Here is a 26,880-nt window from a genome sequence, read left to right on the forward strand (position 1 = left end):
ATCCGCGACACCGGAACTTGCCAAGATCGTGTTGGCCGGGGGGATTGCGCGCGCGGCCTGCCCGTTCGATGGATGGGACATGCGCCTGCTGATCGTTCTTCTGCTGTCCTTCGCCCCGCTGCCCCTGCCCGCCCAGGGGGAACCGCCGCCAGGAATGCTGCGGCCTGCCGTCCGCGCGTTGCCGCAGGGATTGGCGGACGCGCTGCCGCTGGCGCGGCGGGGCTATTGGCTGAACGCGCTGGCGGCGGCCGAACGCGCGGGGCCGGTCGCGCGCGACGTGATCGAATGGCAGCGCCTGCGCGCCGGCGCGGGCGATCTGGACGCGGCGCTGGCATTCCTGCGGCGCAACCCGGACTGGCCCGGCCTCGACTATCTGCGGGAACGGACCGAGGCGTCGCTGCCGGCGGCGCCGCGGGATGCCGCGCAGGCGGCGGATGTGGTGGCGCTGTTCGACGGGGCGATCCCGAAAAGCGGCAAGGGGATGCTGGCGCTGATCGCGGCGTTCCGAGCGCTGGACCGCGACGGGGACGCGCAGGCGCTGGCGGCGCTGGCCTGGCTGGACAACCCGCTGGACACCGAGACCGAGGGCGCGCTGCGGGCCATCTATCCCGACCTGTTGGCGGGGCTGGACGGGCGGCGGCTGGACGGGATGCTGTGGCAGGGCGCATCGCTGGCCGCCGGACGCGCGGCGCGGCGGGTGCCGCAGGCGGCCGCGCGTCTGGCCGAGGCGCGGCTGGCTTTGCGCGCGCAGGCCCCGTCGGCCAGCGCCGCCGTCGAGGCCGTGCCGCCCGCGCTGGCGGACGATCCGGGGCTGGCCTATGAGCGGTTCCGCTGGCGGCTGGCCAAGGGCCGGCGCGACGAGGCCATCGCCCTGCTGCGCGAACGCAGCGTTTCGGCCGAAAGCCTGGGGCGGCCCGAACGGTGGGCCGACCATCGCGGCGATCTGGCGCGGCGGCTGATGCGCGAGGGGCGGGCCGAGGACGCGTATCTCGTGGCCTCGACGCACTGGCTGACCGGGGGCGGCACCTTCGCCGATCTGGAATGGCTGTCGGGCTATCTGGCGCTGACCTATCTCGATCAGCCCGAACGCGCCGAGGATCATTTCGCGCGGATGGGCGCGGCGGTGGCCACGCCGATCTCGCTGGGGCGGGCAGGCTATTGGCTGGGCCGGGCGCGCGATGCCAAGGGCGACGCCGCGGGCGCGGCCGAGGCCTGGCGGCTGGGCGCGCGGTATCAATCCAGCTTCTACGGCTTGCTGGCGGCCGAGGCGGCGGGCCTGCCGCTGGATCCGGCGCTGGCCGGGCGCGAGGAATGGCCGCCCGTTTCCGAACTTCCCTTCCGCGACAGCAGCGTGCTGGCGGCGGGTCTGGCGCTGCAACGCGCGGGCGATCGCGACCTGGCCGAGCGGTTCCTGACGCATCTGGCCGAAAGCCTGACCGAAGCGGAGGCGGGAAGCCTGGCCGACCTGGCCCTGTCGCTGGACGAGCCGCATATCGCGCTGATGATCGCCAAGCGCGTGGCCGATCGCGGCATCACCCTGCCGCGCGCCTATTATCCCGTCATTGACTTGGGCGTGGCTGAATTGCCCGTCGATCGGGCGCTGGCCCTGTCCATCGCCCGCCGCGAAAGCGAGTTCGACCCGACGGTGCGCAGCCCGGTGGGCGCGGCGGGGCTGATGCAGGTGATGCCCGCCACCGCCGCCGAAACGGCGCGCAAGCTGGGCCTGCCCTATTCCGAACCGCGCCTGTTCGCCGATCCCGTCTATAACGCGACGCTGGGCAGCGCCTACCTGCGAGGGTTGATCGCGCGGTTCGGGCCAAGCCCGGTGCTGGTCGCGGCGGGCTATAATGCCGGGCCGTCGCGCCCCGCCGCCTGGATCGAGGCGCGCGGCGATCCGCGCACGGCCCGCATCGACGTGGTGGACTGGATCGAGCATGTACCCTTCGACGAGACGCGAAACTATATCATGCGGGTGGCGGAATCGCTGCCGGTCTATCGCGCGCGGTTGACAGGACAGACCGGCGCGCTGGAGTTCACCGCCGAACTGAAGGGCGCGGTCAGTCGGTGATGCCGATGTCGTCGGCCGTGGTGACGATGCCCGCCGCCGTGTCTGCGCAGGACGTGTATTTGAACGCCAGGCCGTCCCAGACCAGGATCAGCCCGCCATCGTCGGCGGTGGCGAAAAAGGCGCGTCCGGTGCCGCCGCCGCCTTCGCAGATCATGTCGTAAAGGACGGCTTCCATCCCGCGCACATCGACGGGCGCCGTCATCCGGCAGGTCGTGCCGGCGCCCGACAATTTGTCCCCCTCGATCCGTATCGCGCCGCCGGGCTGGCCCACCGCGCCGCAATCCGATGTCGGGGCCGCGCGCCACAGCCCGTCGAAGGGACTGTCCGCCCATACGGCCTGCGCCGCCAGACCGGCAGCAAGGGCGGCGGCGAAACGCTTCATCTGATCGTGAAGACCGGCATGGGGGTAACGGATCCGAAAGAAGATCTGGTATAGGCGTTCGACCATAGGGGCGTCGCAGGGGCGCGGCAAGCGGGCCACGGGGGACGGGCACAGGATGCAGCGGCAGATCGACGACGCGGCCGGACAGGCCGAATTGCGGGGCATCCGCGCCGAAAGCCGCGCGCTGTTCTGGGCGGTGGGACTGTTCAGCCTGTTCGTCAACCTGCTGATGCTGACCGGGCCGATCTACATGCTTCAGGTCTATGACCGCGTGCTCGGCTCGCGGTCCGAGGAGACGCTGCTGGCGCTGACCGTCCTGCTGGCCTTCCTGTTCCTCATCATGGGCCTGCTGGATTTCGCGCGCGGCCGGATCCTGGCGCGGATCGGGGCGCGGTTTCAGGCGCGGCTGGACCGGCGCGTCTTTGCCGCCATGGTCCGTCGCAACGCCGTGGCGCCCGAATCCGACCAGGGGCAGAACCACCTGCGCGATCTGGAATCGGTGCAGCGATTGCTTTCGGCGCCGGTACTGACGGCGCTGTTCGACATGCCGTGGACGCCGATCTTCTTATTCGCAATCTTCGTCTTCCATCCCTGGCTGGGGATGCTGGCGGTCACGGGCGGCGGCATCCTGATCGGGGTGGCGGTGCTGAACCAGCTGACCACCTCCGGCCCCGTCGCCCGCGCCAACCAGGCCGGCGCGCGGGCCGAGCGGATGTCGGAACAGATCCGGTCCGAAGCGGAAATGGTCCGCTCGCTTGGGATGCAGGAGGCGACGTTCGGGCGTTGGAACAAGCTGCGCGACGCCTCGCTGGACGAGACGATCCGCGCCAGCGACCTCGGCGGCGGCTACAGCGTCGGCACCAAGACGTTCCGGCTGTTCCTGCAATCGGCGATGCTGGGGCTGGGGGCCTATCTGGTATTGCAGGGACAGATGACCGCGGGCGGCATCATCGCCGGATCCATCCTGCTGGGCCGGGCGCTGGCGCCGGTGGATCTGGCGCTGGGCCAGTGGCAGTTGATCCAGCGCGCGCAGCAGGGATGGAACAGCCTGGCGCGGCTTCTGTCCACCGTCCCGGTCGAGCCGCCGCGCACGTCCCTGCCCCGCCCCCGCGCCCTGCTCAGCGTGAACCAGGTGACGATCATCCCGCCCGGACAGCAGCAGGCATCGGTGCGTCTGGTGTCGTTCGAGGTGGCACCGGGCGAGGCGGTGGGCATCATCGGGCCGTCGGGATCGGGCAAATCGACGCTGGCGCGGGCGATCACCGGGGTCTGGCGCGTCTCGGGCGGCAAGATCCGCCTCGACGGGGCGGCGCTGGATCAATACGAACCCGACGTTCTGGGCCGCCATATCGGCTATCTGCCGCAGCGGGTGCAGCTTTTCGACGGCACAATCGCGCAGAACATCGCCCGGCTGCGCGAGGACGCGGCCGATGCCGACATCGTCAAGGCGGCGCAGATGGCCGCCGCGCACGAGATGATCCTGCGCCTGCCCGACGGTTACGACACGCAGGTCAGCGCGGCGGGCGGGCGACTGTCGGGCGGACAGGTGCAGCGCATCGGGCTGGCGCGGGCGATGTTCGGCGACCCGGTGCTGCTGGTGCTGGACGAACCGAACTCGAACCTCGACAACGAGGGGACGATCGCGCTGAACCGCGCGATGGAGCAGGTGAAGGCGACGGGCGGCGCGATCCTGATCATGGCGCACCGTCCCTCGGCCATTGAGACCTGCGAAAAGCTGCTGGTGCTGGATCAGGGGATGCGCCGGGCCTTCGGGCAGCGCGACGAGGTGCTGCGCGACATGGTCAGCAACCACAGCCAGATCGCCGGCGCCGCCAACAGGGGTAGCGTGATATGACCGACAGCACGAAGGACCGCAGGGCGGCCGCAAGACGGGCCTGGTCCGCGACCGGCCCGCTGCTGATGGGGATGCTGTCGCTGGCGATCCTGGTGGGCGGGTTCGGAACCTGGGCCGCGATGACCAACATATCGGGCGCCATCATCGCGCCCGGCCAGATCCGGGTGGACCGGAACCGGCAGGTCGTCCAGCATCCCGATGGCGGCGTGGTCGCCGCGATCCTTGTGGATGAAGGCGACCGGGTCGAGGCGGGACAGGTGCTGATCCGACTGGACCCGATGCTGTTGCGGTCGAAGCTGGCGACGTCCGAGGCGCAGCTTTACGAGATTCTGGCGCGCAAGGCCCGGCTGGAGGCCGAGCGCGACGTCGCCGACACCATCGCGTTTCCCGCGATCCTCACCGACATGCAGCAGCACGACGCGGCGGTGCGCGACCTGCTGGAAGGGCAGCGCCGCCTGTTCGAGGCGCGCGAGGAAACCGTCGGCCAGTCGGTCGAGCAACTAGGCACGAGGCGCGCGCAGATCGCCCGCCAGATCGAGGGGATCGAGGCGCAGCAGCATGCGCTCGATTCCCAACTGGCGCTGATGGCCGAGGAACTGGAGTCGCAGCAGACCCTGCTGGACCGGGGGCTGGCGCAGGCCAGCCGCGTCCTGGCCTTGCAGCGCGAGGAGGCGCGGCTGGAAGGATCGCGCGGCGAGCTTCTGTCGGCCAGCGCCGAGGCCGCCGAGCGGATCAGCGAAATCGAGTTGCAGATCCTCGCCCTGCGGACCCAGCGCCGCGAGGAGGCGATCACCCAGCTGCGCGACCTGCAATTCCGCGAGGTCGAATATGTGGAAACCGTTGCCAGCCTGCGCGAACAACTGTCGCGGCTGGATATCACGGCGCCGGTGGCGGGCATCGTCTATGACCTGGCGGTATTCGCCGAACGGTCGGTGATCCGCCCGGCCGATCCGGTGCTTTACATCGTGCCGCAGGACCGGGCGCTGGTGATCACCGCGCAGGTCGAGCCGATCCACGTGGATCAGGTGCGCGTCGGGCAGGAGGTGGTGCTGCGCTTTCCCGCCTTCGACCAGCGCACGACGCCCGAACTGCGCGGCCGTGTCCTGCAAATCTCGGCCGACAGCTTCGAGGACGAACGGCGCGGCAACGCCTATTACCGCGCCGAGGTCGAGATGCTGCCGGGTCAGGCCGACCGGCTGCCCGATACGGTGACGCTGATCCCCGGCATGCCGGTGGAAACCTATCTGCGCACCGCCGACCGCACGCCGCTGGCCTATCTGGTCAAGCCGTTCACCGATTATTTCAACAAGGCGTTCCGCGAAAGCTGAGGACCGCATATCGGTATCGCGTCCGCCGCGCCCCGATGGCATAAGGGCCGCGAAACGGAGGATCGCCATGACCGATATCGAATCCCGCCTGAAGGATATGGGGCTGGACCTGCCCGACGCGCCGATGCCCGCGGCCAATTACGTGCCCTTCGTCCGGGCGGGCGATCTGCTGCATGTCTCGGGGCAGATCAGCCAGGGGCCGGACGGCATGATCAAGGGCAAGCTGGGCGCGGATATGGGCATCGAAGACGGCGCCGCCGCCGCAAGGCATTGCGCGCTGAGCCTTCTGGCGCAGGTGCGCCGGGCCTGCGACGGCGATCTGGGGCGGCTGGTGCAGGTGGTCAAGCTGACCGGCTTCGTCAATTCGACCCCCGATTTCACCGATCAGCCCAAGGTCATCAACGGCGCGTCGGATCTGCTGGCCGACCTGCTGGGCGATGCGGGCCGGCATGCCCGATCCGCCGTCAGCGCCGCGTCGCTGCCCTTTGGCGTCGCGGTCGAGATCGAAGGCATCTTCCAGATCCGATGACGCTGCCCGCGCCGTTTCTTGGGCTGCCGCTGGCGCATCGCGGGCTGCACGGGGCGGGCCGGCCGGAAAACAGCCGCGGCGCGATCCGCGCCGCCATCGACGCTGGCTATGGCATCGAAATCGACGTTCAGAGCACCGCGGACGGTGACGCGATGGTGTTCCACGATGCCACTTTGGATCGCCTGACCGCGCATCGCGGCCCGGTGCGCCACCGCGGCCGCGCGGACCTGTCGCGCATCGTCCTGCGGGACAGCGACGAAACGATCCCGCCCTTGACCGAGGTGCTGAAACTCGTCGCCGGACGCACGCCGCTGCTGATCGAGGTGAAGGACCAGACCGGCGCGATGGCGGCGGGCGACGGCAGGCTGGAGGCCGCGACGGCGCGCGCTTTGGCAGGCTATGCGGGGCCGGTTGCGGTGATGTCGTTCAACCCCCACAGCGTCGCGCGGCTGGCCGAATTGCTGCCGCATGTGCCGCGCGGCCTGATCACCGGAAGCTGGGGCGACACATGGTCCGCGCCCGTGGACACGCGCAACCGGCTGCGCGCTATCCCCGATTACGACATTTGCGGCGCGTCGTTCATCAGCCACGAGGCGGACGACCTGGCCCGACCGCGCGTCGCCGAATTGAAGGCGCGGGGCGCCGCGATCCTGTGCTGGACGATCCGGTCGCCCGAAGCGGAACGCGCGGCGCGGCGCATCGCGGACAACATCACCTTCGAGGGATATGCCGCGCCCCTGCCCGCTTGAAACCCGGCGGGACGGAACCACATGGCGCGGGTGCAGAAAGGCCCCCGATGACCGCCACGACGATAGAACTGACCGCCCATCCTTCCATCGACGAGATCGGCGCGGATGTCTGGGACGCCTGCGCCTGCCCCGAAACCGCGGATGGCGGACGGCCCCGCGACCCGTTCACCACGTTCCGCTTTCTGTCGGCGCTGGAACGCAGCGGATCGGTCGGGCCCGGCACCGGCTGGCAACCGCAATACCTGGCGGCGCGGATCGACGGGCAGATAATCGCGGTGGCCCCGCTTTACGCCAAGGGGCACAGCCAGGGCGAATACGTCTTCGACCATAACTGGGCGCATGCCTATGAACGGGCGGGCAACCGCTATTACCCCAAATTGCAGATCGCCGTCCCCTTCACGCCGGCCACCGGGCGGCGGTTCCTGACCTTGCCCGGCTTCGAGGAGACGGGGCGCAACGCCCTGATCCAGGGCGCGACCCGGATTGCGGCGGATAACGGCCTGTCGTCGCTGCATGTCACATTCTGCACCGCCGACGAAGCCGCGCAGGGCGCGCAAATGGGGCTGATGCATCGGACCGGCCAGCAATTTCACTGGATCGACGAGGAATATGGCGACTTCGCGGGGTTCCTGTCGTCGCTGTCCAGCCGCAAACGCAAGACCCTGCGCAAGGAACGCGAGGCGGCCCAGAACTTCGGCGGCACGATCGTCCACCTGACAGGCGACGCGATCCGGCCCGCGCACTGGGACGCGTTCTGGCGGTTCTATCAGGATACCGGCGCGCGCAAATGGGGCAGGCCCTATCTGACGCGGGCCTTCTTTCAGGCGGCGCATGAAACGCTGCGCGACGATATCCTGCTGGTGCTGGCGATGGATGGCGACAGGCCCGTCGCGGGCGCGATGAACCTGATCGGGCGCGACACGCTTTACGGCCGCTATTGGGGTTGCGTCGAGGATCATCCGTTCCTGCATTTCGAACTGTGCTATTATCAGGCCATCGACTGGGCGCTGGCGCATGGGCTGACCCGCGTCGAGGCGGGCGCGCAGGGCGAGCACAAGCTGGCCCGCGGCTATCTTCCGGTGCAGACCCATTCGCTGCACTGGATCGCCGATGCGGGCTTCGCGCGGGCCGTGAGCGCCTATCTGGAGGCCGAGCGCCGCGCCGTAGACGATGAGATCGAGGTGCTGACCGCCTATGGTCCGTTCCGCAAGACGCAAGGGGATGCCGGATGACACGCCATGCCAGACTGGACGAGGACGCGCGAGACGAAGATCTGGCCCCGCTTCTGTCGGAAGGCTGGCGCATGGCCGAGGACCGCGACGCCATCGTCCGCAGCTTCCGCTTCGCGGATTTCAGCGCCGCCTGGGGCTTCATGACCCGCGTGGCGCTGGAAGCCGAAAAGCTTGACCATCATCCCGAATGGTCGAACGTCTGGAACCGCGTGGACATCGTACTCAGCACCCACGACGCGGGCGGACTGACCGCGCTGGACGTCGCGCTGGCGCGCCGGATCGACGCGCTGGCCGGCTGATCGGGCGGTCAGATCGCCGCGAGCAGGGATTCGCCGCCGGACGTTTCGCAGGTGCCGGGGCTTTCCTCGGCATGCAGGACGCGGACGATGCCGTCCTCGACCAGCATCGCATAGCGGCGCGACCGGTCGTAGAATCCCGGCGGCGGCGCGGTGAAGGCCATGCCCATTGCCTTGGTGAATTCGGACGCCGGATCGGCCAGCATGACGATCCCCGCCTCGGTCGCGCCGGTGCTGTCGCCCCAGGCCTTCATCACGAAGGGATCGTTGACCGAAACGCAAAGGATGCGATCCACGCCTTTGTCGGCGAAGGCCTGTTTCGTGCGGATGAAACTGGGCACATGCGCCGTTGTGCAGACGCCGGTATAAGCACCCGGAACGGCGAAGACCACGACGCGGCCCGTCCCGGCCAGATCGCGCATCGCGACCGTTTCGGGGCCGTTGTCGCCCAGCCGCGTCAGATCGGCATCGGGTAGCCTGTCGCCTTCGGATATCGCCATTCTCGTTCTCCCCGGATCGCGCATTGCGTTGCGCCGGGGGCGTTTATAGGGTCGCCGCGCCGCAACCGCCAGCCCGGGGGAACGCCATGACGCATATCATCGTGATCGGCGCCGGACAGGCGGGCGCGTCGTTGACCGCGCGCCTGCGCGACCGGGGCTTCGACGGGCAGGTGACGCTGATCGGCGGCGAACCCGTGCCGCCCTATCAGCGCCCGCCGCTGTCCAAGGCCTATCTGCTGGGCGAGATGACGCGCGACCGGCTGTTCCTGCGGTCGGACGATTGGTATGCCGATCAGGGCATTACGCTGATGCTGGGCCAACGGGCCGAGGCGCTGGACCTTCGCGCGCGCACTCTGCGCGTAGGCGGCGAGACGCTGCATTACGACCGTCTGGCGCTGACCACGGGGCTGGAAGCGCGGCGATTGCCCGCCGAGGCCGGGGGCGCCCTGGGTGGCGTGTACGGGGTGCGCACGCTGGCGGACGTGGATGCGATGGCCGCCCCCTTGCGGCAGGCGCGGCAGGCGGTGATCGTCGGCGGCGGCTATATCGGACTGGAGGCGGCGGCGGTCGCGCGCAAGCTGGGGGTCACCGTCACGGTGATCGAGGGGGGCGCGCGGATCCTGGGCCGCGTCGCCGCGCCCGAAACGAGCGCCTGGTTCGCCGCGCTGCATCGTCGCCACGGCGTAGAGGTTCTGGAAGGCGCGACGCTGGACCGGCTGACGGGGGGCGACCGTGTGGACGGCGCGCTGCTGGCGGACGGTCGCCACATCGCGGCGGATATCGCCATCGTCGGCATCGGCCTGTCGCCGCATTGCGCCATCGCCGAGAATGCGGGACTGGCGATGGAGGGCGGCATCCGCGTCGATGCCTGCGGGCGCACCAGCGACGCCCATGTCTGGGCGGCGGGCGATTGCGCGGCGCTGTCCTGGCGGGGGCGGCGGATGCGGATCGAATCCGTGCAGAACGCCATCGAGATGGCCGAGAGGGTAGCCGGCAACATGCTGGGCGACGCCCAGCCCTACGATCCGCACCCCTGGTTCTGGTCCGATCAGTACGACGTGAAGTTGCAGATCGCGGGGCTGCATTCCGGGCACGACCGGGTGATCGTGCGACCGGGTGACAGGGGCGGGGTATCGCACTGGTATTATGGCGCGGGGCGGCTGCTGGCGGTGGACGCGATGAACGATCCGCGCGCCTACATGACCGGCAAGCGGCTGATCGAGAACGGCCTTTCGCCCGATCCGGCGACGGTCGCGGGGGGCGACCTCAAGGCCCTGCTGAAGGCATGAGGATCGTCGGCGGCACGTTTCGCGGCCGCACCCTGACGCCGCTGGGCAAGGGCGATCCGGCGGCGCAGCTGCGACCGACCACCGACCGCGTGCGCGAGACGCTGTTCAACCTGCTGGGCAATCACGGCGCCCCGGCGGAAGGGCAGCGCGTACTGGATCTGTTCGCCGGCACCGGAGCGCTGGGGTTCGAGGCGCTGTCGCGCGGCGCGGAACGGGTGACGTTCGTGGAAAACGGGCGGCGCGCGCTGGACATCCTGCGGGCGAACGCGGTGCGGCTGGATGTGGGGGACCGTGCGACGATCTTGCGCCGCGATGCGACGCGGCTTGGCCGGGGCGACGCGCACGATCTGATCCTGCTCGACCCGCCTTATGGCCGCGGGCTGGGCGAACGGGCCTTGCACGCGGCGATGGATGGCGGCTGGATCGCGCAGGACGCGCTGATCGCGTGGGAGGAGGCCGTGCCGCCGCGCCTGCCCGAAGGTTTGCGGCAGATCGACCAGCGGCGCTATGGCGATACGGTGCTGACGCTGGCGCGGACGGGCTGAAATCAGGCGAAGGCCGCGCGATAGAGGCCGCCGGGCGACAGCGTGAAGATCTCGGCTCCCTCGGCGGTGACGCCCACGGAATGCTCGTATTGCGCCGAAAGCGACTTGTCCCGCGTCACCGCCGTCCAGTCGTCGGCCAGCACCTTGGTTTCGGGCCGGCCGAGATTGATCATCGGCTCGATGGTGAAGAACATGCCTTCTTCCAGCACCGGGCCGGTGCCCGGCCGCCCGTAATGCAGCACGTTGGGCGGCGCGTGAAAGACCCGTCCCAGCCCGTGACCGCAGAAATCGCGCACGACGCTCATCCGGTGGCTTTCCGCGAAGGTCTGGATGGCATGGCCAATATCGCCGAAGGTGTTGCCGGGCCGAACCGCGTCGATCCCCGCCATCAGCGCGTCATGCGTGACGGCGATCAGGCGTTCGGCCTTGCGGCCCAGTTTGCCGGCCACATACATCCGGCTCGAATCCCCGAACCAGCCATCGACGATCACGGTCACGTCGATGTTCAGGATATCGCCGTCCTTCAGCGTCTTGTCGCCGGGGATGCCGTGGCAGACCACGTGATTGACGCTGATGCAGCTGGCGTGCCGATACCCCTTGTAGCCGATGGTGGCCGAAACCGCCCCGGCCTTTTCGACCCATTCGGTGATCAGGCGATCAAGCGCGCCCGTCGTCTGCCCCACCGCGACATGCGGCCCGATATCGTCGAGGATCCGCGCAGCCAGCGCGCCCGCCCGGCGCATTCCTGCGAAATCCGACCTGTCGTAAATACGTATTCCGTCCCGTGTGAGACGGGCATGGGCGTTCTTGTCCACGTCACACTCCGTTCCTGCAATGGGCAGTATAAGGACGCAAAACCGCTATTTCCAGTGCTTCGCGGCGTCAGGCCCGCGATATGCGTCCAAATCGCCTTTCGCCCGCGATCCGCAGGGCCTAGGATGTCCGAAACCACCCAGACGAGGACTACGATGCACAATCCCCGCGCCGCCATGCTGGTGATCGGCGACGAAATCCTGTCGGGCCGCACCCGCGACGCGAACATGCATCATCTGGCCGGCCGGCTGACCGAAAGCGGCGTGGAGCTGGCCGAAATCCGGGTGGTGCACGACGATCCCGACGCCATCGTCGGGGCGATCCGGGCGCTGTCGGACGCCTATGACCATGTATTCACCAGCGGCGGCATCGGGCCGACGCACGACGACATCACCGCCGATGCGGTCGCCGCCGCCTTTGGCGTGCCCATCGACGTGCGCGACGACGCCCGCGCGATCCTTCAGGCCCATTACGACGCCCGCGGGACCGAGTTGAACGAGGCGCGCCTGCGCATGGCCCGCATCCCCGAGGGCGCGACGCTGATCGAGAACCCCGTCTCGGCCGCGCCGGGATTTTCGTTGCGCAACGTGCATGTCATGGCCGGCGTGCCGCAGATCTTCGCGGCGATGGTGGCGTCGGTCCTGCCCCGGATCACCGGGGGCGCGCCGTTGATCAGCCGGTCTTTGGTGGTCGAACGCGGCGAGGGCGACATCGCAGGACCGCTGCGCAGGCTGGCCGAAGCCCATCCCGATTTGTCCTTCGGCAGCTACCCCTTCTTCCGCGACGGCCGTTTCGGGGCCGAGGTGGTGGCGCGCGGCCCCGACCCGGCGGCGCTCGACGCGGCTTTGGCGCGGTTGCGCGCGATGCTGGGCGAATGACCGACGCGACGGCGGCCGATCTTCTGGCGGCCGACGAAGCGACATGGCCCGCCGCCGCCGTGATCCGGACAGGGCCCTGGTCGATCCGCAAGGGGATGGGCGGCGGCAGGCGCGTATCGTCGGCGCGGCTGGAGGGGGCGCTGCGGCCGGACGACATCGCCCGTGCCGCCGATGCGATGACGGCGCTGGGCCAGGCGCCGATCTTTCTGGTGCCCGACGACGACAGCGAACTGGACGCCGCGCTGGCGGCGGCGGGCTATGCCGCGACCGCCGCGACCGATTTCATGGCCGTCGATTGCGCGCCCATTGCCGTGCCGACGCCGCGCCTGACCGCGTTCTCGGTCTTTCCGCCCTTGCAGGTACAGCGGGACATCTGGGCGGCGGGCGGCGTCGGCGCGGCACGGCTGGCGATCATGGACCGCGCCGTGGAACCGAAGACCACGCTGCTGGGCCGCACCGACGACCGGCCGGCCGGCACGGTCTTCGTCGCGGTGCATCGCGGCATCGGCATGGTTCACGCGCTGGAGGTTCTGCCGGCGCATCGCCGCCGCGGCACGGCGCGCCATCTGCTTCGGGCCGCGGCGCGCTGGTGCCGGGACCGGGAATGCCGCACGATGGGTCTGGCCGTGCTGTGCGAGAACGCGGCGGCCAGGGCCGTCTATGCCGCGCTCGGCTTCCGGCGCGTGGGCGGTTATCACTACAGATCGAAGGATGGAACGCATGACGCCTGACACCGACCCGCCGACCGCGCTGGACCTGCCGCCCGTCGATCCGCTGCCCGACGCGACGCGCAAGTATTTCGACATCTGCCGGGACAAGCTGGGCATGGTGCCCAACGTCCTGCGCGCCTATGCCTTCGACATCGACAAGCTGAACGCGTTCAGTGCCTTCTATAACGACCTGATGCTTGGCGACAGCGACCTGACCAAGCTGGAGCGCGAGATGATCGCGGTCGTCGTGTCCTCGTGCAACCGGTGCTACTATTGCCTTGTCGCGCACGGGGCCGCGGTGCGCGAATTGTCGGGCGACCCGATGCTGGGCGAAAAGCTGGTGATGAACTGGCGCGCCGCCGATCTGCCCGCCCGGCAGACGGCGATGCTGGCCTTTGCGGAAAAGCTGACCCTTGCCTGCCCGGAAGTGACGGAAACCGACCGTCAGGCCTTGCGCGAGGCCGGGTTCACCGACCGCGACATCTGGGACATCGCGTCGGTCGCGGCCTTCTTCAACATGACGAACCGCGTCGCCACGGCGGTCGAGATGAAACCGAACGACGAATATCACGCGTCGCATCGCTAGGGCGGGCCGGGTTCACCCGGCCTACCATCGGTCGGGGCCCTTGCCGGCGAAGGCGTCCACCAGGAAATCGACGAAGGCGCGCACCTTGGGCTGGACGAAGCGCCCCGGCGGATAGACGGCATGGATGCCCTTCACGTCGTCGGGAAGATCGGGCAGCGCTTCGATCACCTTGCCGGCGCGCAGCGCGTCGGCGTAAAGGAATGTCGGCAAATAGGCGATGCCCAGCCCCGAAATCGCCGCGTTCAACAGCGATTGTCCGTCGTTCACGCTGAGCCAGCCTGCCGTGCGCACCTGCCGCTTTTCCCCGCTGGGGGCGGTCAGGTGCCAGACGGCGCCGTTCGACTGGCTGGTGTAATGCAGCAGCTTGTGATCGCTCAGATCGTCGATCTTGCGCGGGCGGCCGAAGCGTTCGAAATAGGAGGGCGCGGCGATCATCCGCCTTGCGGTATCGGCCAGACGCCGCGCGCGCAGGCTGGAATCGTCCACCTCGCCGATGCGGACGGCCATGTCGAACCCTTCGCTGACCAGTTCGACGAAGCGGTTGTTCAGCACCATGTTCACCGTCACGTCGGGATGGCGGTGCAGGAAATCGCCCAGCAGAGGCGACAGCAAATTCACGCCGAAATCGGTCGCGACGCTGATCCGCAGCAGCCCCGAGGGCGCCGATTGCATCGCGGTGACAAGGCTGTCGGCCTCGTCCGCGTTGTCGAGGACGCGGCGCGCGCGGTCGTAATAGGCCAGCCCGATCTCGGTCGGGCTGACGCGGCGGGTGGTGCGGTTCAGCAGGCGAGCGCCGAGACGCGCCTCGAGGCTGCTGACATGCTTGGACACGGCGGATTTCGACAGGCCCATCTTGCGCGCGGCATCGGTGAACCCGCCCTGGTCCACGACGGTCGCGAACGCCTCCATCTCGGTCAACCTGTCCATGCTTTTCCCGCCCGTCCTGTGGTTGAGGACAGGCTGCCGAAACAATCGGGCAGGATTACGGTCTTCGTTCGGCATTCGCGGGAAAGCGGCTTACCGGATTTTAACGTCCATGCGGTTCAATGACCGGACTTGCGGAGGTTTCAGCATGGATCACTGTTCCTATCCCGTTCCGTCGAACGACGCCGCCCGGCGGGCCGTTCTGGCCGAACTCGACCTGATCGCGCGGCGCGACGATCCGTTCTTTTCGCATGTCACCGCACTGACGCGGCAGATCTTCGGAACGCCCATCGCGTTTGTCGGACTGATCCATGACGAGGTGCAGGATTTTCTGGCGCTGGACGGGGCCGACCAGCGACAAAGCCCGCGCCGCGCGTCGATGTGCGCCTTCACGGTGGCCGTCAAGCGCACCATCGTCCTGCCCGACACGCTGGCCGATCCGCGGTTCCGCCATCACCCGGCCGTCACCGAAGCCCCGCATCTGCGCTTTTCGGCCAGCGCGCCGGTCGTCCTGGCGTCGGGCTTCTGCCTCGGCACGGTCTGCGCGGTCGATGTCGTGCCGCACGATCCGCCGTCGGACGCGCAGGTGGCGGCGCTGGAATCGGTGGCCGCGATGATCGCGCGGTTCGTCGAAGTGCCGAAAGAACCGGACGCGGCGCAGGCCGCGCGGCTGGCCGCCGTGGCGGAACGCGCGCAGGCCGAGTTTCTGGCGCTGATCGGACACGAATTGCGCACGCCGCTGAACGGGATCACCGGGCTGGCACAGTGCCTCGACCCGGACGACCCCGCGACGGGCGACATCGCCGAAGCGATCGGGGCATCGGCGGGGCATCTCGACGCGATCGTCGGGGCGATCCTGTCGTTCACCGAACTGGGATCGGGCGATGTGCAGTTGCAGGACGAAACCGTCGGTCTGGACGAGGTGCTGGACAGCGTGGCGCAGACGGCGCTGCCGCAGGCGAAGGCCGCGGGCAAGCGGCTGGGCTTTCCGCCGCCCACCGGCATCGCGGTGCTGGCCGACCGGGCGCGGCTGGAACTGGCGCTGACCTGCCTCGTGACCAACGTGCTGATCCACGGCGGCACCGATTGCAGTCTTACGGTCGCGCCCGATGCGGACGGCCATCTGGCTATCGCCGTTACGGATAACGGTCCGGGCATCGCCGCCGGGCGGACGCAGGCGGCACTGTCGGCGTTCGCGGTCGGCGAGGACGTCCACCAGCGCCGCGCCGACGGGCTGGGGCTGGGTCTGCCGCTGGCGCGGCGGATCGCTGAATTGCACGGCGGGAACCTGGCGCTGGGGATGGACGGGCCGGGCCTGACCGCGACCCTGACGCTGCCCGCCTGGCGGCTGGCCGTGGCGAACGCGGACGACCGGGCCGCCTGACCCCCTTCGCCACCCCACCCCATGACAGGATTCCGAGCCATGCCCGACGACGGACACGATCGCTTCCCGCCCAGGGCGCACGGCCTCGACCGGGCGGTGCTTTGCGCGGCGGGATTGTCGCTGGTGCTGGCAATTCTGGGCGTGATCTTCCTTTATACCTGACCGCGCCGGCCCGGCCCGCCCTATAGCAGCAGGCCCGGATCGCGGCCCATATCGAGACCGGGAAACACGGCGCCCTCCAGCACCGAACGGTCCAGTCCGAACAGACCGCGCATCGTCCAGGCGGCCATCGCGCGCACGTCGCGGGTCGGCATCAGGTCGCGGCGTTCGTAAAGCGCGCTTTCGGACAGGCCGGGCCAGTCGCCATACACACGCCCGCCCCGGATCGCGCCGCCGGCCATCACCGCCGCGCCGCCGGTGCCGTGATCCGTGCCCTTGCTGCCGTTCTCGCGCACCGTGCGGCCGAATTCGGTCATCGCCAGCACCACGGTCTTGTCCCAGACATCCCCCAGGCCGGCCCGCAGCGTCAGGATCGCATCGGCCAGATCGGCCACGCTGTCCTTCATGAAACGCCCCTGGTCGCGATGGGTGTCCCAGCCCTGGATCGAGAACGCCGCGATGCGCGCATCGTTGTAAAGCCGATCCGCCGCAAAGGCCGCCATCGCCGCCGTGCCGGTGCCGCCCCGCACGGCCATGCGCTGGGCCAGCATCGCGCCGCGTTCGGTGCCGGGATCGGGCGGCTCGAGCTCGGTCAGGGCAATGGCTTCGGTCGCGGTGTCGCGGAACAGCGGATCATCGTGATAGATTTCGTCCAGCAGCCGGCGGGTCTGCGATGTCAGTTTAAGTTCGGCATGCGGCGACCATTCGGCGACCCGCGCCGGCCCGATCAGCAGCTTCATCTCGCCGCTGCCGATGGCATAGGCCGTGCGCCCATCCAAATGAGGAACCGTCTGAAGCATCCGGTTCAGCCAGCCATCGCGCGGCTGCGCCATATCCATGCCCGACCCGGCCTCGAGCAGATCCTGGCCGTCGAAATGGCTGCGCTTGCCGCGATAGGGGGTCGAGACGGCCTGCATGAAGGCCAGTTGGCCCGCATCCCAAAGCGGCATCAGCGGCGCCAGCGACGGATGCGCCTCGTAGAACCCATTGAGCGGCAGCGACGCATCGCCCTGCTGACGCAGGATCCCCGAGCGCAGGGATGCGAAATCGGGATCGCCCGCGGGCTGCACAAGCCCCAGCCCATCCATAGCCCCGCGCAGGATCAGGACGACCAGCCGCGTGTCCCAGGGCGCGCTGGCGAAGGTGACGGTGGTCATCAGCGGATGCGCGGCGGCGGAACAGCCGATCAGGGCAGCGCCGCGCGACAGGAAGTTGCGTCTGTCCATTGCGCTCTCCTAGCGTCGGTTGAATTCGGGCGAGGCGACGACGAGGCCGATGCCCTGCTGCGGCGTTTCGGCGGCTTCGGCGGCGAAGCGCAACCGTTCGCTTGCCGCATCGCCCAGCGCGACCGTCAGGAAATCGCGCGGATCGGGCAGTTGCGGCACCAGCCGGCCGGGCGCATCCATCGCCCAGCGGATACGGAAGGCCAATCTTTGCGGGGTGATCCAGCCGCGCGGGTTTTCGGGCCAGCCATCGGGCCCCGGCGCTTGAAAGAAGGGCTGGCCCATCGCGCTCATCGGTCCGACAACCTTCTGGTCCAGCAGCCCTTCGTCCATCCGCATGATGTCCTGGCCGGTCAGGCCCAGCGCGTTCAGCGTCGAAAGCACCAGATCGAACGGCGGCTTGATCTTCGCCCGCGGGCGCGACCATGCCGCGGGATGGTCCAGCATCGCGGCATAGACGGACGGCAGGTCGCCCCCGCTGGCCTGCCACGCATCGGCCATCGCATCGACCAGATCCGCGTCGGGGTCGTCGGACACGAAATGGACGGCCAGCTTGTGCGAAATGTGGCGCGCGGTATCGGGATGAACGGCGATGTCGTCCATCGCCGCCAGAATGTCGCGGAACAGGGGGCGCGGGCCGCCATAGGTGCGGCCCAGCACGTTCTCGCCCCCCGGTTCGGCGATCTCGATATCGAAGCGGAAGCCCGTCTCGTTCGAGTAGCTGAGCCCGGTCAGCAGTTCCGCCATCTCGCGGATGTCGGTCTGGGTATAGCGGCCGCCGACGCCCAGCGTGTGCAGTTCGATGAATTCGCGGGCCAGGTTTTCGTTCAGGCCGCGCTTGCTGCCGATACCCGCGCGGGAATGGGGACCTATGGAGCTGAGCTGATCGAGATAGGTCAGCATCATCGGCTCGGTTATGACGGCCTTCAGAAGGTCCGCGAAGGGGCCAGCCATGTTGGCCGCGATCGTCTGGTCGAGAAAGCCGCCGATATAAAGCTGCTGGTCCAGCGCAGTGGTGCTGACGGTGAAATGATCGGCCCAGAACATCGTCAACCGTTGCCGGAACGGAACCTGCGAATCGAGAGCGCGCGCGACGACCGTGCGATGGATGGTTTTCAGAAACGCGCGCTTTTCCGCACGGATAACGGCATCGCGGGCCACGGCGGCCGGGTCACCCGCCTCGACCTTCTTGCGCATGCGGCGCAGTTCGGCCTGGTGCGAATCGACGATTTCCCTCGGCGGCAGGGGGAATGCCTGTTCCGTCGGGTCCGGGCGGCGCAGGGCATCCGCGATTCCCGATGCGGGGGGAGGCGCGCGGTCGGGCCGCAGCCCGTAACCGAAGCGGATCGCCCCCAGGGCGTCATCGTCACTGGTCGGCATCACCGGCCCTTTCTGCGAACCCGGCAAGTATAGGCGACGAGGCCGGACTTGTTAAGGCGGCAGGATCGCCACGGCGGCGGCCCGTTGTCGATGTTCGCTAAATGTTTGCGTGACTTCGGGCGGAAGCCGGCCCATATATCGCAGATGACGACGGATCCCGCCCAAGACCTCGCCACGTTCCTCGGACCCGACCGGTTCGGATGCGTGCTGGCCGATCCGCCTTGGCGGTTCACCAACCGCACCGGCAAGGTCGCGCCCGAACACAAGCGCCTGTCGCGCTATCCGACGATGACGCTGGACGAGATTTGCGCCCTGCCGGTGGCCGACCATCTGGCGGATCGGGCGCATTGCTACATGTGGGTGCCCAACGCGCTGCTGCCCGACGGGTTGACGGTGCTGGACGCCTGGGGGTTCGAATACAAGTCGAACATCGTCTGGCACAAGGTGCGCAAGGACGGCGGCAGCGACGGGCGCGGCGTGGGGTTCTATTTCCGCAATGTGACCGAGATCCTGCTGTTCGGCACGCGGGGCCGCAATGTGCGCACGCAGGCGCCGGGGCGGCGGCAGGTCAACATGATCCAGACCCGCAAGCGCGAACATTCGCGCAAGCCGGACGAACAATACCGGCTGATCGAGGATTGTTCGTGGGGACCGTATCTGGAGCTGTTCGGCCGCGGCATCCGCGACGGCTGGACCGTCTGGGGCAATCAGGCCGATGCGGACTGGAAGCCGGACTGGAAGACCTACGCCTACAACTCGTCGCTGGCGGCGGAATAGGTCACGGCTCGTCGGTCAGGATCGCGTCCGGCAGCCCAATCAGCAGCAGCGGACAGGGATTGCCGACGCCGCGCGTCACCCGCGCTTCCAGTTTGGCCCAGTGGGTCGTCGCCTGACCGAACTTGTCGGCGGCGAACTTGCGCGCGAAGGCGTCGGCGAACGGCACGCCGCGGGCGACCTGCTTGGCGACGTGACGGCGCTGGGTGCCGGTGCGCGCGCCGATGCCCAGCCGGTCCAGATCGGCCTCGGAGCCCAGGCCGCGCCGCTGCATCCAGTCGCGGATCCGGGTCGGCAGGCGGGCCTGCATCGACGCGCCGCGCGTCACGACGATGCCAAGGCTGATGGCCGACAAGGCATGCAGGCGCTGAAAGTTCTCGAGATCGCGGTCGAAGAACGGATCCTTGTTGTTCCATTCGATTTCCAGCGCCAGCGCGCCCTGCGGGGCGAACAGGACGTGATCGACCTCGTGGCTGACGCCTTCGCGCGGGGTGCCGTCCACGACGATCTGCACGGCGAAATTGTGCTTGCGCCAGCCCAGATGCGACAGCGCGCGACGCAGGCGCTGGGTCTGACCGCTTTCGCCGCCGCCGCCGCCGATCAGTTCGGCCATGCCGATGCGGTAATCGGCCAAGACGCCGGCCAGCGCGGCGGTCTCGTCCGCGAAATCGTGCGACAGGATGGCGTCGGCGTGGTTGCGCGTCAGGATGTCGAAGCCCCGCGCGCGCAATTCCGCCAGCACCGGCGCTAGTCCCTCGGCAGAACCCGGATCCCGAGATCGCGCAACTGCGCCGGGGTCGGGTCGGACGGCGCGCCCATCATCAGATCCTCGGCCTGCTGGTTCATCGGAAACATGATTACCTCGCGGATGTTCGCCTCGTCCGCCAGCAGCATGACCATGCGGTCGATGCCCGCGGCGCAACCCCCGTGCGGCGGCGCGCCATAGGTAAAGGCGTTGACCATCCCGCCGAAGCGGCGGCGCACCTCGTCCTCGCCATAGCCCGCGATCTCGAACGCCTTGAACATGATCTCGGGCTGGTGGTTGCGGATGGCGCCGCTGATCAGCTCGTATCCATTGCAGGCCAGATCGTACTGGTAGCCCAGCACCTTCAGCGGATCGCCCTGCAACGCGTCCATGCCCCCCTGCGGCATGGAAAAGGGGTTGTGGCTGAAGTCGATGGCGCCGTCGTCGGTCCGTTCGAACATCGGAAAATCGACGATCCAGGCGAATGCGAAACGGTCTTCGTCGATCAGGCCCAGTTCCTGCCCGATGACAGTCCGCGCGCGGCCCGCGACGCCCTCGAAATCCTCGGGCCGTCCGCCCAGGAAGAACGCGGCGTCGCCCACGCCGAGGCAGAGCTGCTGGCGGATGGCTTCTGTCCGTTCGGGGCCGATATTCTTGGCGAGGGGGCCGGCCGCTTCGACGTCGCCCGCATTGTCCCGCCAGAAGATATACCCCATCCCCGGCAGGCCCTGTTCCTGCGCGAACTTGTTCATGCGGTCGCAGAACTTGCGCGAACCGCCGCCGGGGGCGGGGATGGCGCGCACTTCGGTGCCCGGCTTTTCCAGCAGGTTGGCGAAGATGGCGAAACCGCTGCCGCGGAAATGGTCGCTGACGACCTGCATCTCGATCGGGTTGCGCAGATCCGGCTTGTCGGTGCCGTATTTCAGCGCGCTGTCGGCATAGGAGATCAGCGGCCAGTCGGCATCGACCTTGCGGCCCTCGCCGAAACGCTCGAAACAGCCCTGGATGACCGGCTGGATCGTGGCGAACACGTCTTCCTGCGTCACGAACGACATTTCCATGTCGAGCTGATAGAAATCGGTGGGCGAGCGGTCGGCGCGCGGATCCTCGTCGCGGAAACACGGCGCGATCTGAAAATACTTGTCGAAGCCCGACACCATGATCAGCTGCTTGAACTGCTGCGGGGCCTGCGGCAGCGCATAGAACTTGCCCGGATGCAGGCGCGACGGCACCAGGAAATCGCGCGCGCCCTCGGGGCTGGATGCGGTCAGAATCGGCGTCTGGTATTCGTTGAACCCCTGCCCCCACATGCGTTCGCGCAGGTCGCGCACCACGTCCGACCGCAGCACCATGTTGTCGTGCAGCCCCTGCCGCCGCAGATCGAGGAAGCGGTAGCGCAGGCGCGTTTCCTCGGGATAGTCCTGTTCGCCGAAGACGGGCAGCGGCAGCTCGGCCGCCTTGCCCAGAACGTCGATCTCGCGCACGAAAACCTCGATCTCGCCCGTGGGAATCTTGGGGTTGACCAGCGACGGATCGCGCTTCTTCACGGTCCCCGCGATGCTGACGCACCATTCCGACCGGACCTTCTCGACCTCGGGGAAGGCGGGGGAGTCGGGGTCGCAGATCAGCTGCGTCATGCCGTAGTGGTCGCGCAGGTCGATGAACAGCACGCCACCGTGGTCGCGCACGCGATGCACCCAACCCGCCAGCCGGACATCGTTTCCGGCATCCGAGGCGTCCAGATCGGCGCAGGTCCGGGTGCGATAGGGGTTCATGGCACGTTCCTTCATGGGTCGCGCCGATACACCTTGGCGATGCGCGCATGTCAAGCAAAGGTCCGCACACGCACCGACTTGGGTTGGAACCGGCGGACAAGTATGGACATTCTGTCGCAGAGAGGAAATCCGGGGGGGGACGCCATGTGGGGCCGCATCTTCGAACGCACGATCCGCCACATCATCCGCCGCGGGACGCTGCACGTCACGCTGCCCGACGGGCGGACATTCACCGCAGGCGATGGAAACGCGCCGGAAATCGCGGTTCGCATCACCGATCCGTCGCTTCTGCGCCGCATCGTCCTGCTGCCTGACATGGGGCTGGGCGAGGGATACATGGATGGCGGCCTGACGATCGAGGGCGACGACATCCGCGGCCTGCTGGAGCTTGGGGTCAGCAACATCTGGGCGGACAACCACCTGCGGCTGAACGGGCCGGCGCACCGGATCCGGCAGCGGCTGCGCGCGGTGGATCAGTGGAACACCGCCCGGCGCGCGCGCGCCAACGTCGCGCATCACTACGATCTGTCGGCCGAGCTTTACGACATCTTCCTCGACCGCGACCGTCAGTATAGCTGCGCCTATTTCCTGCACGACACCGACACGCTGGAAGAAGCGCAGGAACAGAAGAAGGCCCATATCGCCGCCAAGCTGCTGCTGGAACCGGGGATGCGGGTGCTGGATATCGGTTGCGGCTGGGGCGGCATGGCGCTGACGCTGGCGCGCGATCACGGCGCACATGTCACCGGCGTCACGCTGAGCGAGGAACAGCACGCCATCGCCACGCGCCGCGCCGCCGAGGCGGGGCTGGCCGACCGCTGCGATTTCCGCCTGATGGATTACCGCGCGCTCGACGGCACGTTCGACCGCATCGTGTCGGTCGGCATGTTCGAGCATGTGGGCGTGCCGCATTACGACGAATATTTCGGGCGCGTGCACGACCTGCTGCCCGAGGACGGAATCGCGCTGATCCATACCATCGGGCGGTGCGGCCCGCCGGGCACCACCTCGGCATGGATCGCGAAATACATCTTCCCCGGCGGCTATGTCCCCGCCCTGTCGGAAATGTCCGCCGCGTTCGAACGCGCGGGCCTGACCGCCACCGATGTCGAGGTGTGGCGCTTGCATTACGCCAAGACGCTGCGGCATTGGGACGACCGCTTCGTCGCCGGGATCGAGAAGGCCCGCGCGCTTTACGACGACCGCTTCTGCCGGATGTGGCGGTTCTATCTGATCGCCTGCGAGATGACGTTCCGCTATGGCGGGCAGGTGGTGTTCCAGGCGCAGCTTGCGCGCGACAAGGCGCAGGTGCCGATCACGCGCGAATACCTCTATCCCCATCCGTTGGAACGCGAAATGGCCCGCGCGGCCGAGTGACCGCAGGCGGCTTTGTCCGAACGCGCTTGCGCAGCGGTCGGGCGTCCCTATAACGCGGGCGGATTTGTCCGGGGGATGCCATGCCGAAGAGAACCGACATCAAGTCGATCATGATCATCGGCGCCGGTCCCATCGTGATCGGGCAGGCCTGCGAGTTCGACTATTCCGGGGCCCAGGCCTGCAAGGCGCTGCGCGAGGAAGGCTATCGCGTCATTCTGGTCAACTCGAACCCCGCGACGATCATGACCGATCCGGGCATGGCCGACGCGACCTATATCGAGCCGATCACCCCCGAAGTCGTCGCCCGCATCATCGCGCGTGAAAAGCCCGACGCGCTGCTGCCGACGATGGGCGGACAGACCGGCCTGAACACCGCGCTGGCGCTGGAGAAGATGGGCGTGCTGGCCGAACACGGGGTCGAGATGATCGGCGCGCGCCGCGAAGCCATCGAGATGGCCGAGGACCGCAAGCTGTTCCGCGAGGCGATGGACCGGATCGGGCTGGAGAATCCCAAGGCGACCATCGCGACCAGCATGGACGAATGCATGGCCGCGCTGGAACATGTCGGCCTGCCCGCGATCATCCGCCCCGCCTATACGCTGGGCGGCACCGGCGGCGGCGTGGCCTATAACCGCGACGACTATGCCGCGATCTGCAAGTCGGGGCTGGATGCGTCGCCGGTCAGCCAGATCCTGATCGACGAGTCGCTGCTGGGCTGGAAGGAGTTCGAGATGGAAGTCGTGCGCGACCGCGCCGACAACGCCATCATCGTCTGCGCCATCGAGAACGTCGATCCGATGGGCGTGCATACCGGCGACAGCATCACCGTCGCCCCCGCCCTGACGCTGACCGACCGCGAATACCAGCGCATGCGGTCGGCCAGCATCGCCGTCCTGCGCGAGATCGGCGTCGAGACGGGCGGATCGAACGTGCAATGGGCCGTGAACCCCGCCGACGGCCGCATGGTGGTGATCGAGATGAACCCCCGCGTCAGCCGGTCCTCGGCGCTGGCGTCGAAGGCCACCGGCTTTCCCATCGCCAAGATCGCCGCCAAGCTGGCCGTGGGCTATACGCTGGATGAGCTGGACAACGACATCACCGGCGTCACGCCCGCCAGCTTCGAGCCGTCGATAGACTACGTCGTCACCAAGATCCCCCGGTTCGCGTTCGAGAAGTTTCCGGGCGCCAAGCCCGACCTGACCACGGCGATGAAATCGGTGGGCGAGGTCATGGCCATCGGCCGGTCGTTCCACGAATCGCTGCAAAAGGCGCTGGCCAGCATGGAAACCGGCCTGACCGGGCTGGACGAGATCGCCATTCCCGGTGCCGATACCGACCCCGCCGCCGTGACCCGCGCGCTTGCCCAGCAGACGCCCGACCGCATCCGTGTCATCGCGCAGGCCATGCGGATGGGTCTGTCGGACGACGACATTAATGCCGTCACATCGTTCGATCCCTGGTTCCTTGCCCGGATCCGCGAAATCGTCGAGGCCGAGGAGCGGATCCGCCGCGACGGGTTGCCCCGCGATGCGGACGCCATGCGCGGGCTGAAGATGATGGGCTTCACCGATGCCCGGCTGGCCAGGCTGACGTCCGCGACCGAGGAGGACGTGCGTCGCGCCCGGTTGGCGCTGGACGTGCGCGCGGTCTTCAAGCGCATCGACACCTGCGCGGCCGAGTTCGAGGCCCAGACGCCCTACATGTATTCCACCTATGAAACCCCCGTCATGGGCGAGGCGGAATGCGAGGCGCGGCCCACGGAGGCCAACAAGGTCGTCATCCTGGGCGGCGGACCGAACCGGATCGGACAGGGGATCGAGTTCGACTATTGCTGCGTCCATGCCTGCTATGCACTGAGCGGGGCGGGCTACGAGACGATCATGGTCAACTGCAACCCCGAGACGGTCAGCACCGATTACGACACGTCCGACAGGCTCTATTTCGAGCCGCTGACATTCGAGCATGTGATGGAGATCCTGACGCGCGAGCAGGAGGCAGGCACCCTGCACGGCGTCATCGTGCAGTTCGGCGGCCAGACGCCGCTGAAGCTGGCGCAGGGGCTGAAGGATGCCGGGATCCCGATCCTGGGCACCTCACCCGACGCCATCGACCTGGCCGAGGACCGCGAGCGGTTCCAAGCGATGCTGAACGAGCTTGGCCTGCGCCAGCCGAAGAACGGCATCGCGCGGTCCGACGACGAGGCGATGCGCATCGCGCAAGAGGTCGGCTATCCGCTGGTGATCCGTCCCAGCTATGTGCTGGGCGGCCGCGCGATGGAGATCGTGCGCGACGACGCGCATCTGGCCCGCTATATCCGCGACGCGGTGGACGTGTCGGGCAAGACGCCGGTGCTGCTGGACAGCTATCTGTCCGGCGCGGTCGAGGTCGATGTCGATTGCCTGTGCGACGGGACGGACGTGCATGTCGCCGGCGTCATGCAGCATATCGAGGAAGCGGGCGTTCATTCCGGCGACAGCGCCTGTTCGCTGCCGCCCTATACCTTGTCCCGCGACCTGATCGCCGAGATGGAGCGTCAGGCCGCCGCCATGGCGCTGAAGCTGGGCGTCGTGGGGCTGATGAACGTGCAGTTCGCGATCAAGGACGGCGAGATCTTCGTGCTGGAGGTGAACCCGCGCGCCAGCCGCACCGTGCCCTTCGTCGCCAAGGCCACCGACAGCGCCATCGCCTCTATCGCCGCGCGGATCATGGCGGGCGAAAAGCTGGCCGATTTCCCCCAGCGCCCGCCCTATCCCGCCGGCACCGGCCCCGACGACACGCTGCCCTATGCCGACCCGATGACGCTGGCCGATCCGGCGATGCCGTGGTTCAGCGTCAAGGAATCCGTCCTGCCCTTCGCGCGCTTTCCGGGCGTCGATACGCTGCTCGGCCCCGAGATGCGCTCGACCGGCGAGGTGATGGGATGGGACCGCAGCTTTGCGCGCGCGTTCCTCAAGGCGCAGATGGGCGCGGGCGTGGTGTTGCCCCATGGCGGCACGGTATTCCTGTCGATCAAGGAGGCGGACAAGGGGCCGCTGCTGACCGATCTGGGCCGTCTGCTGACGGAACTGGGTTTCGAGATCGCCGCGACGCGCGGCACGGCGGCGTTCCTCAAGGCCGACGGCATCGCCAGCACCGTCGTCAACAAGGTCTATGAGGGCGGCCGCACCATCGTCGATGCGATCAAGGACGGCGAAATCGCGCTGGTGATGAACACCACCGAAGGCGCGCAGGCGGTCGAGGACAGCCGGTCGCTGCGCTCGGTCGCGCTGATGGACCGCATCCCCTATTTCACCACCCTGGCGGGCTGCCATGCCGCCGCCCTCGCGATGCAGGCGCGCGGCGAGGGCGAGTTGGCGGTGCGGCCGTTGCAGGGCTGAGG

Annotated in this window: 25 protein-coding genes; 17 read left to right on the plus strand and 8 right to left on the minus strand. The window is 68.3% G+C overall.

The window, feature by feature from the left end:
• Positions 1 to 79 precede the first annotated feature (79 nt).
• Entirely contained in the window at positions 80 to 2,068 is a 1,989-nt protein-coding gene (locus OCGS_RS08705) for a lytic transglycosylase domain-containing protein (RefSeq protein WP_007426872.1), read from the plus strand.
• Here the strand turns inward: OCGS_RS08705 and OCGS_RS14565 are convergent.
• On the minus strand, positions 2,058 to 2,450 hold the full coding sequence (locus tag OCGS_RS14565; protein ID WP_156801016.1) for a hypothetical protein: 393 nt from the start codon (positions 2,448 to 2,450) through the stop codon (positions 2,058 to 2,060). The genes OCGS_RS08705 and OCGS_RS14565 overlap by 11 nt on opposite strands.
• A 115-nt stretch (positions 2,451 to 2,565) precedes the next feature.
• Here OCGS_RS14565 and OCGS_RS08715 point away from each other — a divergent pair, with 115 nt between their 5' ends.
• The 6 genes from OCGS_RS08715 to OCGS_RS08740 all read left to right on the plus strand — a co-directional run bounded on the left by OCGS_RS08715 (position 2,566) and on the right by OCGS_RS08740 (position 8,442).
• Positions 2,566 to 4,305, plus strand: coding sequence for a type I secretion system permease/ATPase (locus tag OCGS_RS08715; RefSeq protein ID WP_007426874.1), 1,740 nt, complete (start codon positions 2,566 to 2,568; stop codon positions 4,303 to 4,305).
• Positions 4,302 to 5,633: an HlyD family type I secretion periplasmic adaptor subunit gene (locus OCGS_RS08720; protein WP_007426875.1), complete on the plus strand. Its 1,332-nt coding sequence runs from the start codon at positions 4,302 to 4,304 to the stop codon at positions 5,631 to 5,633. The genes OCGS_RS08715 and OCGS_RS08720 overlap by 4 nt, the downstream gene beginning before the upstream one ends.
• Positions 5,634 to 5,700: 67 nt before the next feature.
• A complete protein-coding gene (locus tag OCGS_RS08725) occupies positions 5,701 to 6,162 on the plus strand; it encodes a RidA family protein (protein WP_007426876.1) in 462 nt (153 codons plus the stop codon).
• Positions 6,159 to 6,911: a glycerophosphodiester phosphodiesterase family protein gene (locus tag OCGS_RS08730; RefSeq protein WP_007426877.1), complete on the plus strand. Its 753-nt coding sequence runs from the start codon at positions 6,159 to 6,161 to the stop codon at positions 6,909 to 6,911. The genes OCGS_RS08725 and OCGS_RS08730 overlap by 4 nt, the downstream gene beginning before the upstream one ends.
• Before the next feature lie 47 nt (positions 6,912 to 6,958).
• Positions 6,959 to 8,143, plus strand: coding sequence for a GNAT family N-acetyltransferase (locus OCGS_RS08735; protein ID WP_007426878.1), 1,185 nt, complete (start codon positions 6,959 to 6,961; stop codon positions 8,141 to 8,143).
• Entirely contained in the window at positions 8,140 to 8,442 is a 303-nt protein-coding gene (locus tag OCGS_RS08740; RefSeq protein WP_007426879.1) for a 4a-hydroxytetrahydrobiopterin dehydratase, read from the plus strand. Before OCGS_RS08735 ends, OCGS_RS08740 begins: the two co-directional genes overlap by 4 nt.
• Before the next feature lie 8 nt (positions 8,443 to 8,450).
• Here the strand turns inward: OCGS_RS08740 and OCGS_RS08745 are convergent, their stop codons facing one another.
• Positions 8,451 to 8,939, minus strand: coding sequence for a peroxiredoxin (locus OCGS_RS08745; RefSeq protein WP_007426880.1), 489 nt, complete (start codon positions 8,937 to 8,939; stop codon positions 8,451 to 8,453).
• A gap of 86 nt (positions 8,940 to 9,025) precedes the next feature.
• Between OCGS_RS08745 and OCGS_RS08750 the strand changes: the two genes are divergently transcribed.
• Both OCGS_RS08750 and rsmD read left to right on the plus strand, forming a co-directional pair.
• On the plus strand, positions 9,026 to 10,228 hold the full coding sequence (locus OCGS_RS08750; protein ID WP_007426881.1) for an NAD(P)/FAD-dependent oxidoreductase: 1,203 nt from the start codon (positions 9,026 to 9,028) through the stop codon (positions 10,226 to 10,228).
• The gene (gene rsmD, locus OCGS_RS08755) at positions 10,225 to 10,773 is read left to right on the plus strand and encodes a 16S rRNA (guanine(966)-N(2))-methyltransferase RsmD (protein WP_007426882.1); all 549 of its coding nucleotides are present in this window, start codon (positions 10,225 to 10,227) and stop codon (positions 10,771 to 10,773) included. Before OCGS_RS08750 ends, rsmD begins: the two co-directional genes overlap by 4 nt.
• 2 nt (positions 10,774 to 10,775) lie before the next feature.
• Here rsmD and map read toward each other — a convergent pair whose 3' ends face one another.
• The gene (map, locus tag OCGS_RS08760) at positions 10,776 to 11,588 is read right to left on the minus strand and encodes a type I methionyl aminopeptidase (protein ID WP_007426883.1); all 813 of its coding nucleotides are present in this window, start codon (positions 11,586 to 11,588) and stop codon (positions 10,776 to 10,778) included.
• A gap of 153 nt (positions 11,589 to 11,741) precedes the next feature.
• On the opposite strand from map, the gene OCGS_RS08765 reads away from it, so the two are divergent.
• Genes OCGS_RS08765 through OCGS_RS08775 form a run of 3 tightly spaced genes read left to right on the plus strand, consistent with a single transcriptional unit; the run spans position 11,742 to position 13,760 of the window.
• Positions 11,742 to 12,464: a competence/damage-inducible protein A gene (locus tag OCGS_RS08765; protein ID WP_007426884.1), complete on the plus strand. Its 723-nt coding sequence runs from the start codon at positions 11,742 to 11,744 to the stop codon at positions 12,462 to 12,464.
• Positions 12,461 to 13,195 (plus strand): GNAT family N-acetyltransferase, encoded by a 735-nt coding sequence (locus OCGS_RS08770; RefSeq protein WP_007426885.1) that lies wholly within the window; start codon positions 12,461 to 12,463, stop codon positions 13,193 to 13,195. Before OCGS_RS08765 ends, OCGS_RS08770 begins: the two co-directional genes overlap by 4 nt.
• Positions 13,185 to 13,760: a peroxidase-related enzyme gene (locus tag OCGS_RS08775; RefSeq protein WP_007426886.1), complete on the plus strand. Its 576-nt coding sequence runs from the start codon at positions 13,185 to 13,187 to the stop codon at positions 13,758 to 13,760. The genes OCGS_RS08770 and OCGS_RS08775 overlap by 11 nt, the downstream gene beginning before the upstream one ends.
• 21 nt (positions 13,761 to 13,781) lie before the next feature.
• Here the strand turns inward: OCGS_RS08775 and OCGS_RS08780 are convergent, their stop codons facing one another.
• Complete coding sequence (locus OCGS_RS08780; protein ID WP_007426887.1) at positions 13,782 to 14,687, minus strand: LysR family transcriptional regulator; 906 nt, start codon at positions 14,685 to 14,687, stop codon at positions 13,782 to 13,784.
• A 145-nt stretch (positions 14,688 to 14,832) separates the two neighbouring features.
• Here OCGS_RS08780 and OCGS_RS08785 point away from each other — a divergent pair, with 145 nt between their 5' ends.
• Complete coding sequence (locus tag OCGS_RS08785; protein ID WP_007426888.1) at positions 14,833 to 16,068, plus strand: GAF domain-containing sensor histidine kinase; 1,236 nt, start codon at positions 14,833 to 14,835, stop codon at positions 16,066 to 16,068.
• A 39-nt stretch (positions 16,069 to 16,107) separates the two neighbouring features.
• Positions 16,108 to 16,230 carry a hypothetical protein gene (locus tag OCGS_RS15530; protein ID WP_007426889.1) on the plus strand — a complete coding sequence of 41 codons (123 nt, stop codon included), beginning with the start codon at positions 16,108 to 16,110 and terminating at the stop codon, positions 16,228 to 16,230.
• 20 nt (positions 16,231 to 16,250) lie between these two features.
• Here OCGS_RS15530 and OCGS_RS08790 read toward each other — a convergent pair whose 3' ends face one another.
• Positions 16,251 to 17,453 carry a DUF1501 domain-containing protein gene (locus tag OCGS_RS08790; RefSeq protein ID WP_007426890.1) on the minus strand — a complete coding sequence of 401 codons (1,203 nt, stop codon included), beginning with the start codon at positions 17,451 to 17,453 and terminating at the stop codon, positions 16,251 to 16,253.
• 9 nt (positions 17,454 to 17,462) lie between these two features.
• Positions 17,463 to 18,830 carry a DUF1800 domain-containing protein gene (locus tag OCGS_RS08795; protein ID WP_007426891.1) on the minus strand — a complete coding sequence of 456 codons (1,368 nt, stop codon included), beginning with the start codon at positions 18,828 to 18,830 and terminating at the stop codon, positions 17,463 to 17,465.
• Between the two features lie 144 nt (positions 18,831 to 18,974).
• Here OCGS_RS08795 and OCGS_RS08800 point away from each other — a divergent pair, with 144 nt between their 5' ends.
• Positions 18,975 to 19,607, plus strand: coding sequence for an MT-A70 family methyltransferase (locus tag OCGS_RS08800; RefSeq protein WP_007426892.1), 633 nt, complete (start codon positions 18,975 to 18,977; stop codon positions 19,605 to 19,607).
• Position 19,608: 1 nt separating this feature from the next.
• Here OCGS_RS08800 and OCGS_RS08805 read toward each other — a convergent pair whose 3' ends face one another.
• Both OCGS_RS08805 and aspS read right to left on the minus strand, forming a co-directional pair.
• Positions 19,609 to 20,346 (minus strand): BglII/BstYI family type II restriction endonuclease, encoded by a 738-nt coding sequence (locus tag OCGS_RS08805; protein WP_007426893.1) that lies wholly within the window; start codon positions 20,344 to 20,346, stop codon positions 19,609 to 19,611.
• Positions 20,347 to 20,351: 5 nt separating this feature from the next.
• On the minus strand, positions 20,352 to 22,124 hold the full coding sequence (gene aspS, locus OCGS_RS08810) for an aspartate--tRNA ligase (RefSeq protein WP_007426894.1): 1,773 nt from the start codon (positions 22,122 to 22,124) through the stop codon (positions 20,352 to 20,354).
• Between the two features lie 144 nt (positions 22,125 to 22,268).
• Between aspS and OCGS_RS08815 the strand changes: the two genes are divergently transcribed.
• On the plus strand, positions 22,269 to 23,501 hold the full coding sequence (locus OCGS_RS08815; RefSeq protein WP_007426895.1) for an SAM-dependent methyltransferase: 1,233 nt from the start codon (positions 22,269 to 22,271) through the stop codon (positions 23,499 to 23,501).
• Between the two features lie 80 nt (positions 23,502 to 23,581).
• Positions 23,582 to 26,878, plus strand: coding sequence for a carbamoyl-phosphate synthase large subunit (gene carB / locus OCGS_RS08820; protein ID WP_007426896.1), 3,297 nt, complete (start codon positions 23,582 to 23,584; stop codon positions 26,876 to 26,878).
• Positions 26,879 to 26,880 lie beyond the last annotated feature (2 nt).

Source organism: Oceaniovalibus guishaninsula JLT2003, from assembly GCF_000299575.1.
Taxonomy (GTDB): domain Bacteria; phylum Pseudomonadota; class Alphaproteobacteria; order Rhodobacterales; family Rhodobacteraceae; genus Palleronia; species Palleronia guishaninsula.

Coding starts and splice junctions, on each gene's coding strand:
- OCGS_RS08705 (WP_007426872.1), top strand. CDS start 80: ATGCGCCTGCTGATCGTTCTTCTGCTGTCCTTCGCCCCGCTGCCCCTG.
- OCGS_RS14565 (WP_156801016.1), bottom strand. CDS start 2,450: ATGAAGCGTTTCGCCGCCGCCCTTGCTGCCGGTCTGGCGGCGCAGGCC.
- OCGS_RS08715 (WP_007426874.1), top strand. CDS start 2,566: ATGCAGCGGCAGATCGACGACGCGGCCGGACAGGCCGAATTGCGGGGC.
- OCGS_RS08720 (WP_007426875.1), top strand. CDS start 4,302: ATGACCGACAGCACGAAGGACCGCAGGGCGGCCGCAAGACGGGCCTGG.
- OCGS_RS08725 (WP_007426876.1), top strand. CDS start 5,701: ATGACCGATATCGAATCCCGCCTGAAGGATATGGGGCTGGACCTGCCC.
- OCGS_RS08730 (WP_007426877.1), top strand. CDS start 6,159: ATGACGCTGCCCGCGCCGTTTCTTGGGCTGCCGCTGGCGCATCGCGGG.
- OCGS_RS08735 (WP_007426878.1), top strand. CDS start 6,959: ATGACCGCCACGACGATAGAACTGACCGCCCATCCTTCCATCGACGAG.
- OCGS_RS08740 (WP_007426879.1), top strand. CDS start 8,140: ATGACACGCCATGCCAGACTGGACGAGGACGCGCGAGACGAAGATCTG.
- OCGS_RS08745 (WP_007426880.1), bottom strand. CDS start 8,939: ATGGCGATATCCGAAGGCGACAGGCTACCCGATGCCGATCTGACGCGG.
- OCGS_RS08750 (WP_007426881.1), top strand. CDS start 9,026: ATGACGCATATCATCGTGATCGGCGCCGGACAGGCGGGCGCGTCGTTG.
- rsmD (WP_007426882.1), top strand. CDS start 10,225: ATGAGGATCGTCGGCGGCACGTTTCGCGGCCGCACCCTGACGCCGCTG.
- OCGS_RS08765 (WP_007426884.1), top strand. CDS start 11,742: ATGCACAATCCCCGCGCCGCCATGCTGGTGATCGGCGACGAAATCCTG.
- OCGS_RS08770 (WP_007426885.1), top strand. CDS start 12,461: ATGACCGACGCGACGGCGGCCGATCTTCTGGCGGCCGACGAAGCGACA.
- OCGS_RS08775 (WP_007426886.1), top strand. CDS start 13,185: ATGACGCCTGACACCGACCCGCCGACCGCGCTGGACCTGCCGCCCGTC.
- OCGS_RS08780 (WP_007426887.1), bottom strand. CDS start 14,687: ATGGACAGGTTGACCGAGATGGAGGCGTTCGCGACCGTCGTGGACCAG.
- OCGS_RS08785 (WP_007426888.1), top strand. CDS start 14,833: ATGGATCACTGTTCCTATCCCGTTCCGTCGAACGACGCCGCCCGGCGG.
- OCGS_RS15530 (WP_007426889.1), top strand. CDS start 16,108: ATGCCCGACGACGGACACGATCGCTTCCCGCCCAGGGCGCACGGCCTC.
- OCGS_RS08790 (WP_007426890.1), bottom strand. CDS start 17,453: ATGGACAGACGCAACTTCCTGTCGCGCGGCGCTGCCCTGATCGGCTGT.
- OCGS_RS08795 (WP_007426891.1), bottom strand. CDS start 18,830: ATGCCGACCAGTGACGATGACGCCCTGGGGGCGATCCGCTTCGGTTAC.
- OCGS_RS08800 (WP_007426892.1), top strand. CDS start 18,975: ATGACGACGGATCCCGCCCAAGACCTCGCCACGTTCCTCGGACCCGAC.
- aspS (WP_007426894.1), bottom strand. CDS start 22,124: ATGAACCCCTATCGCACCCGGACCTGCGCCGATCTGGACGCCTCGGAT.
- OCGS_RS08815 (WP_007426895.1), top strand. CDS start 22,269: ATGTGGGGCCGCATCTTCGAACGCACGATCCGCCACATCATCCGCCGC.
- carB (WP_007426896.1), top strand. CDS start 23,582: ATGCCGAAGAGAACCGACATCAAGTCGATCATGATCATCGGCGCCGGT.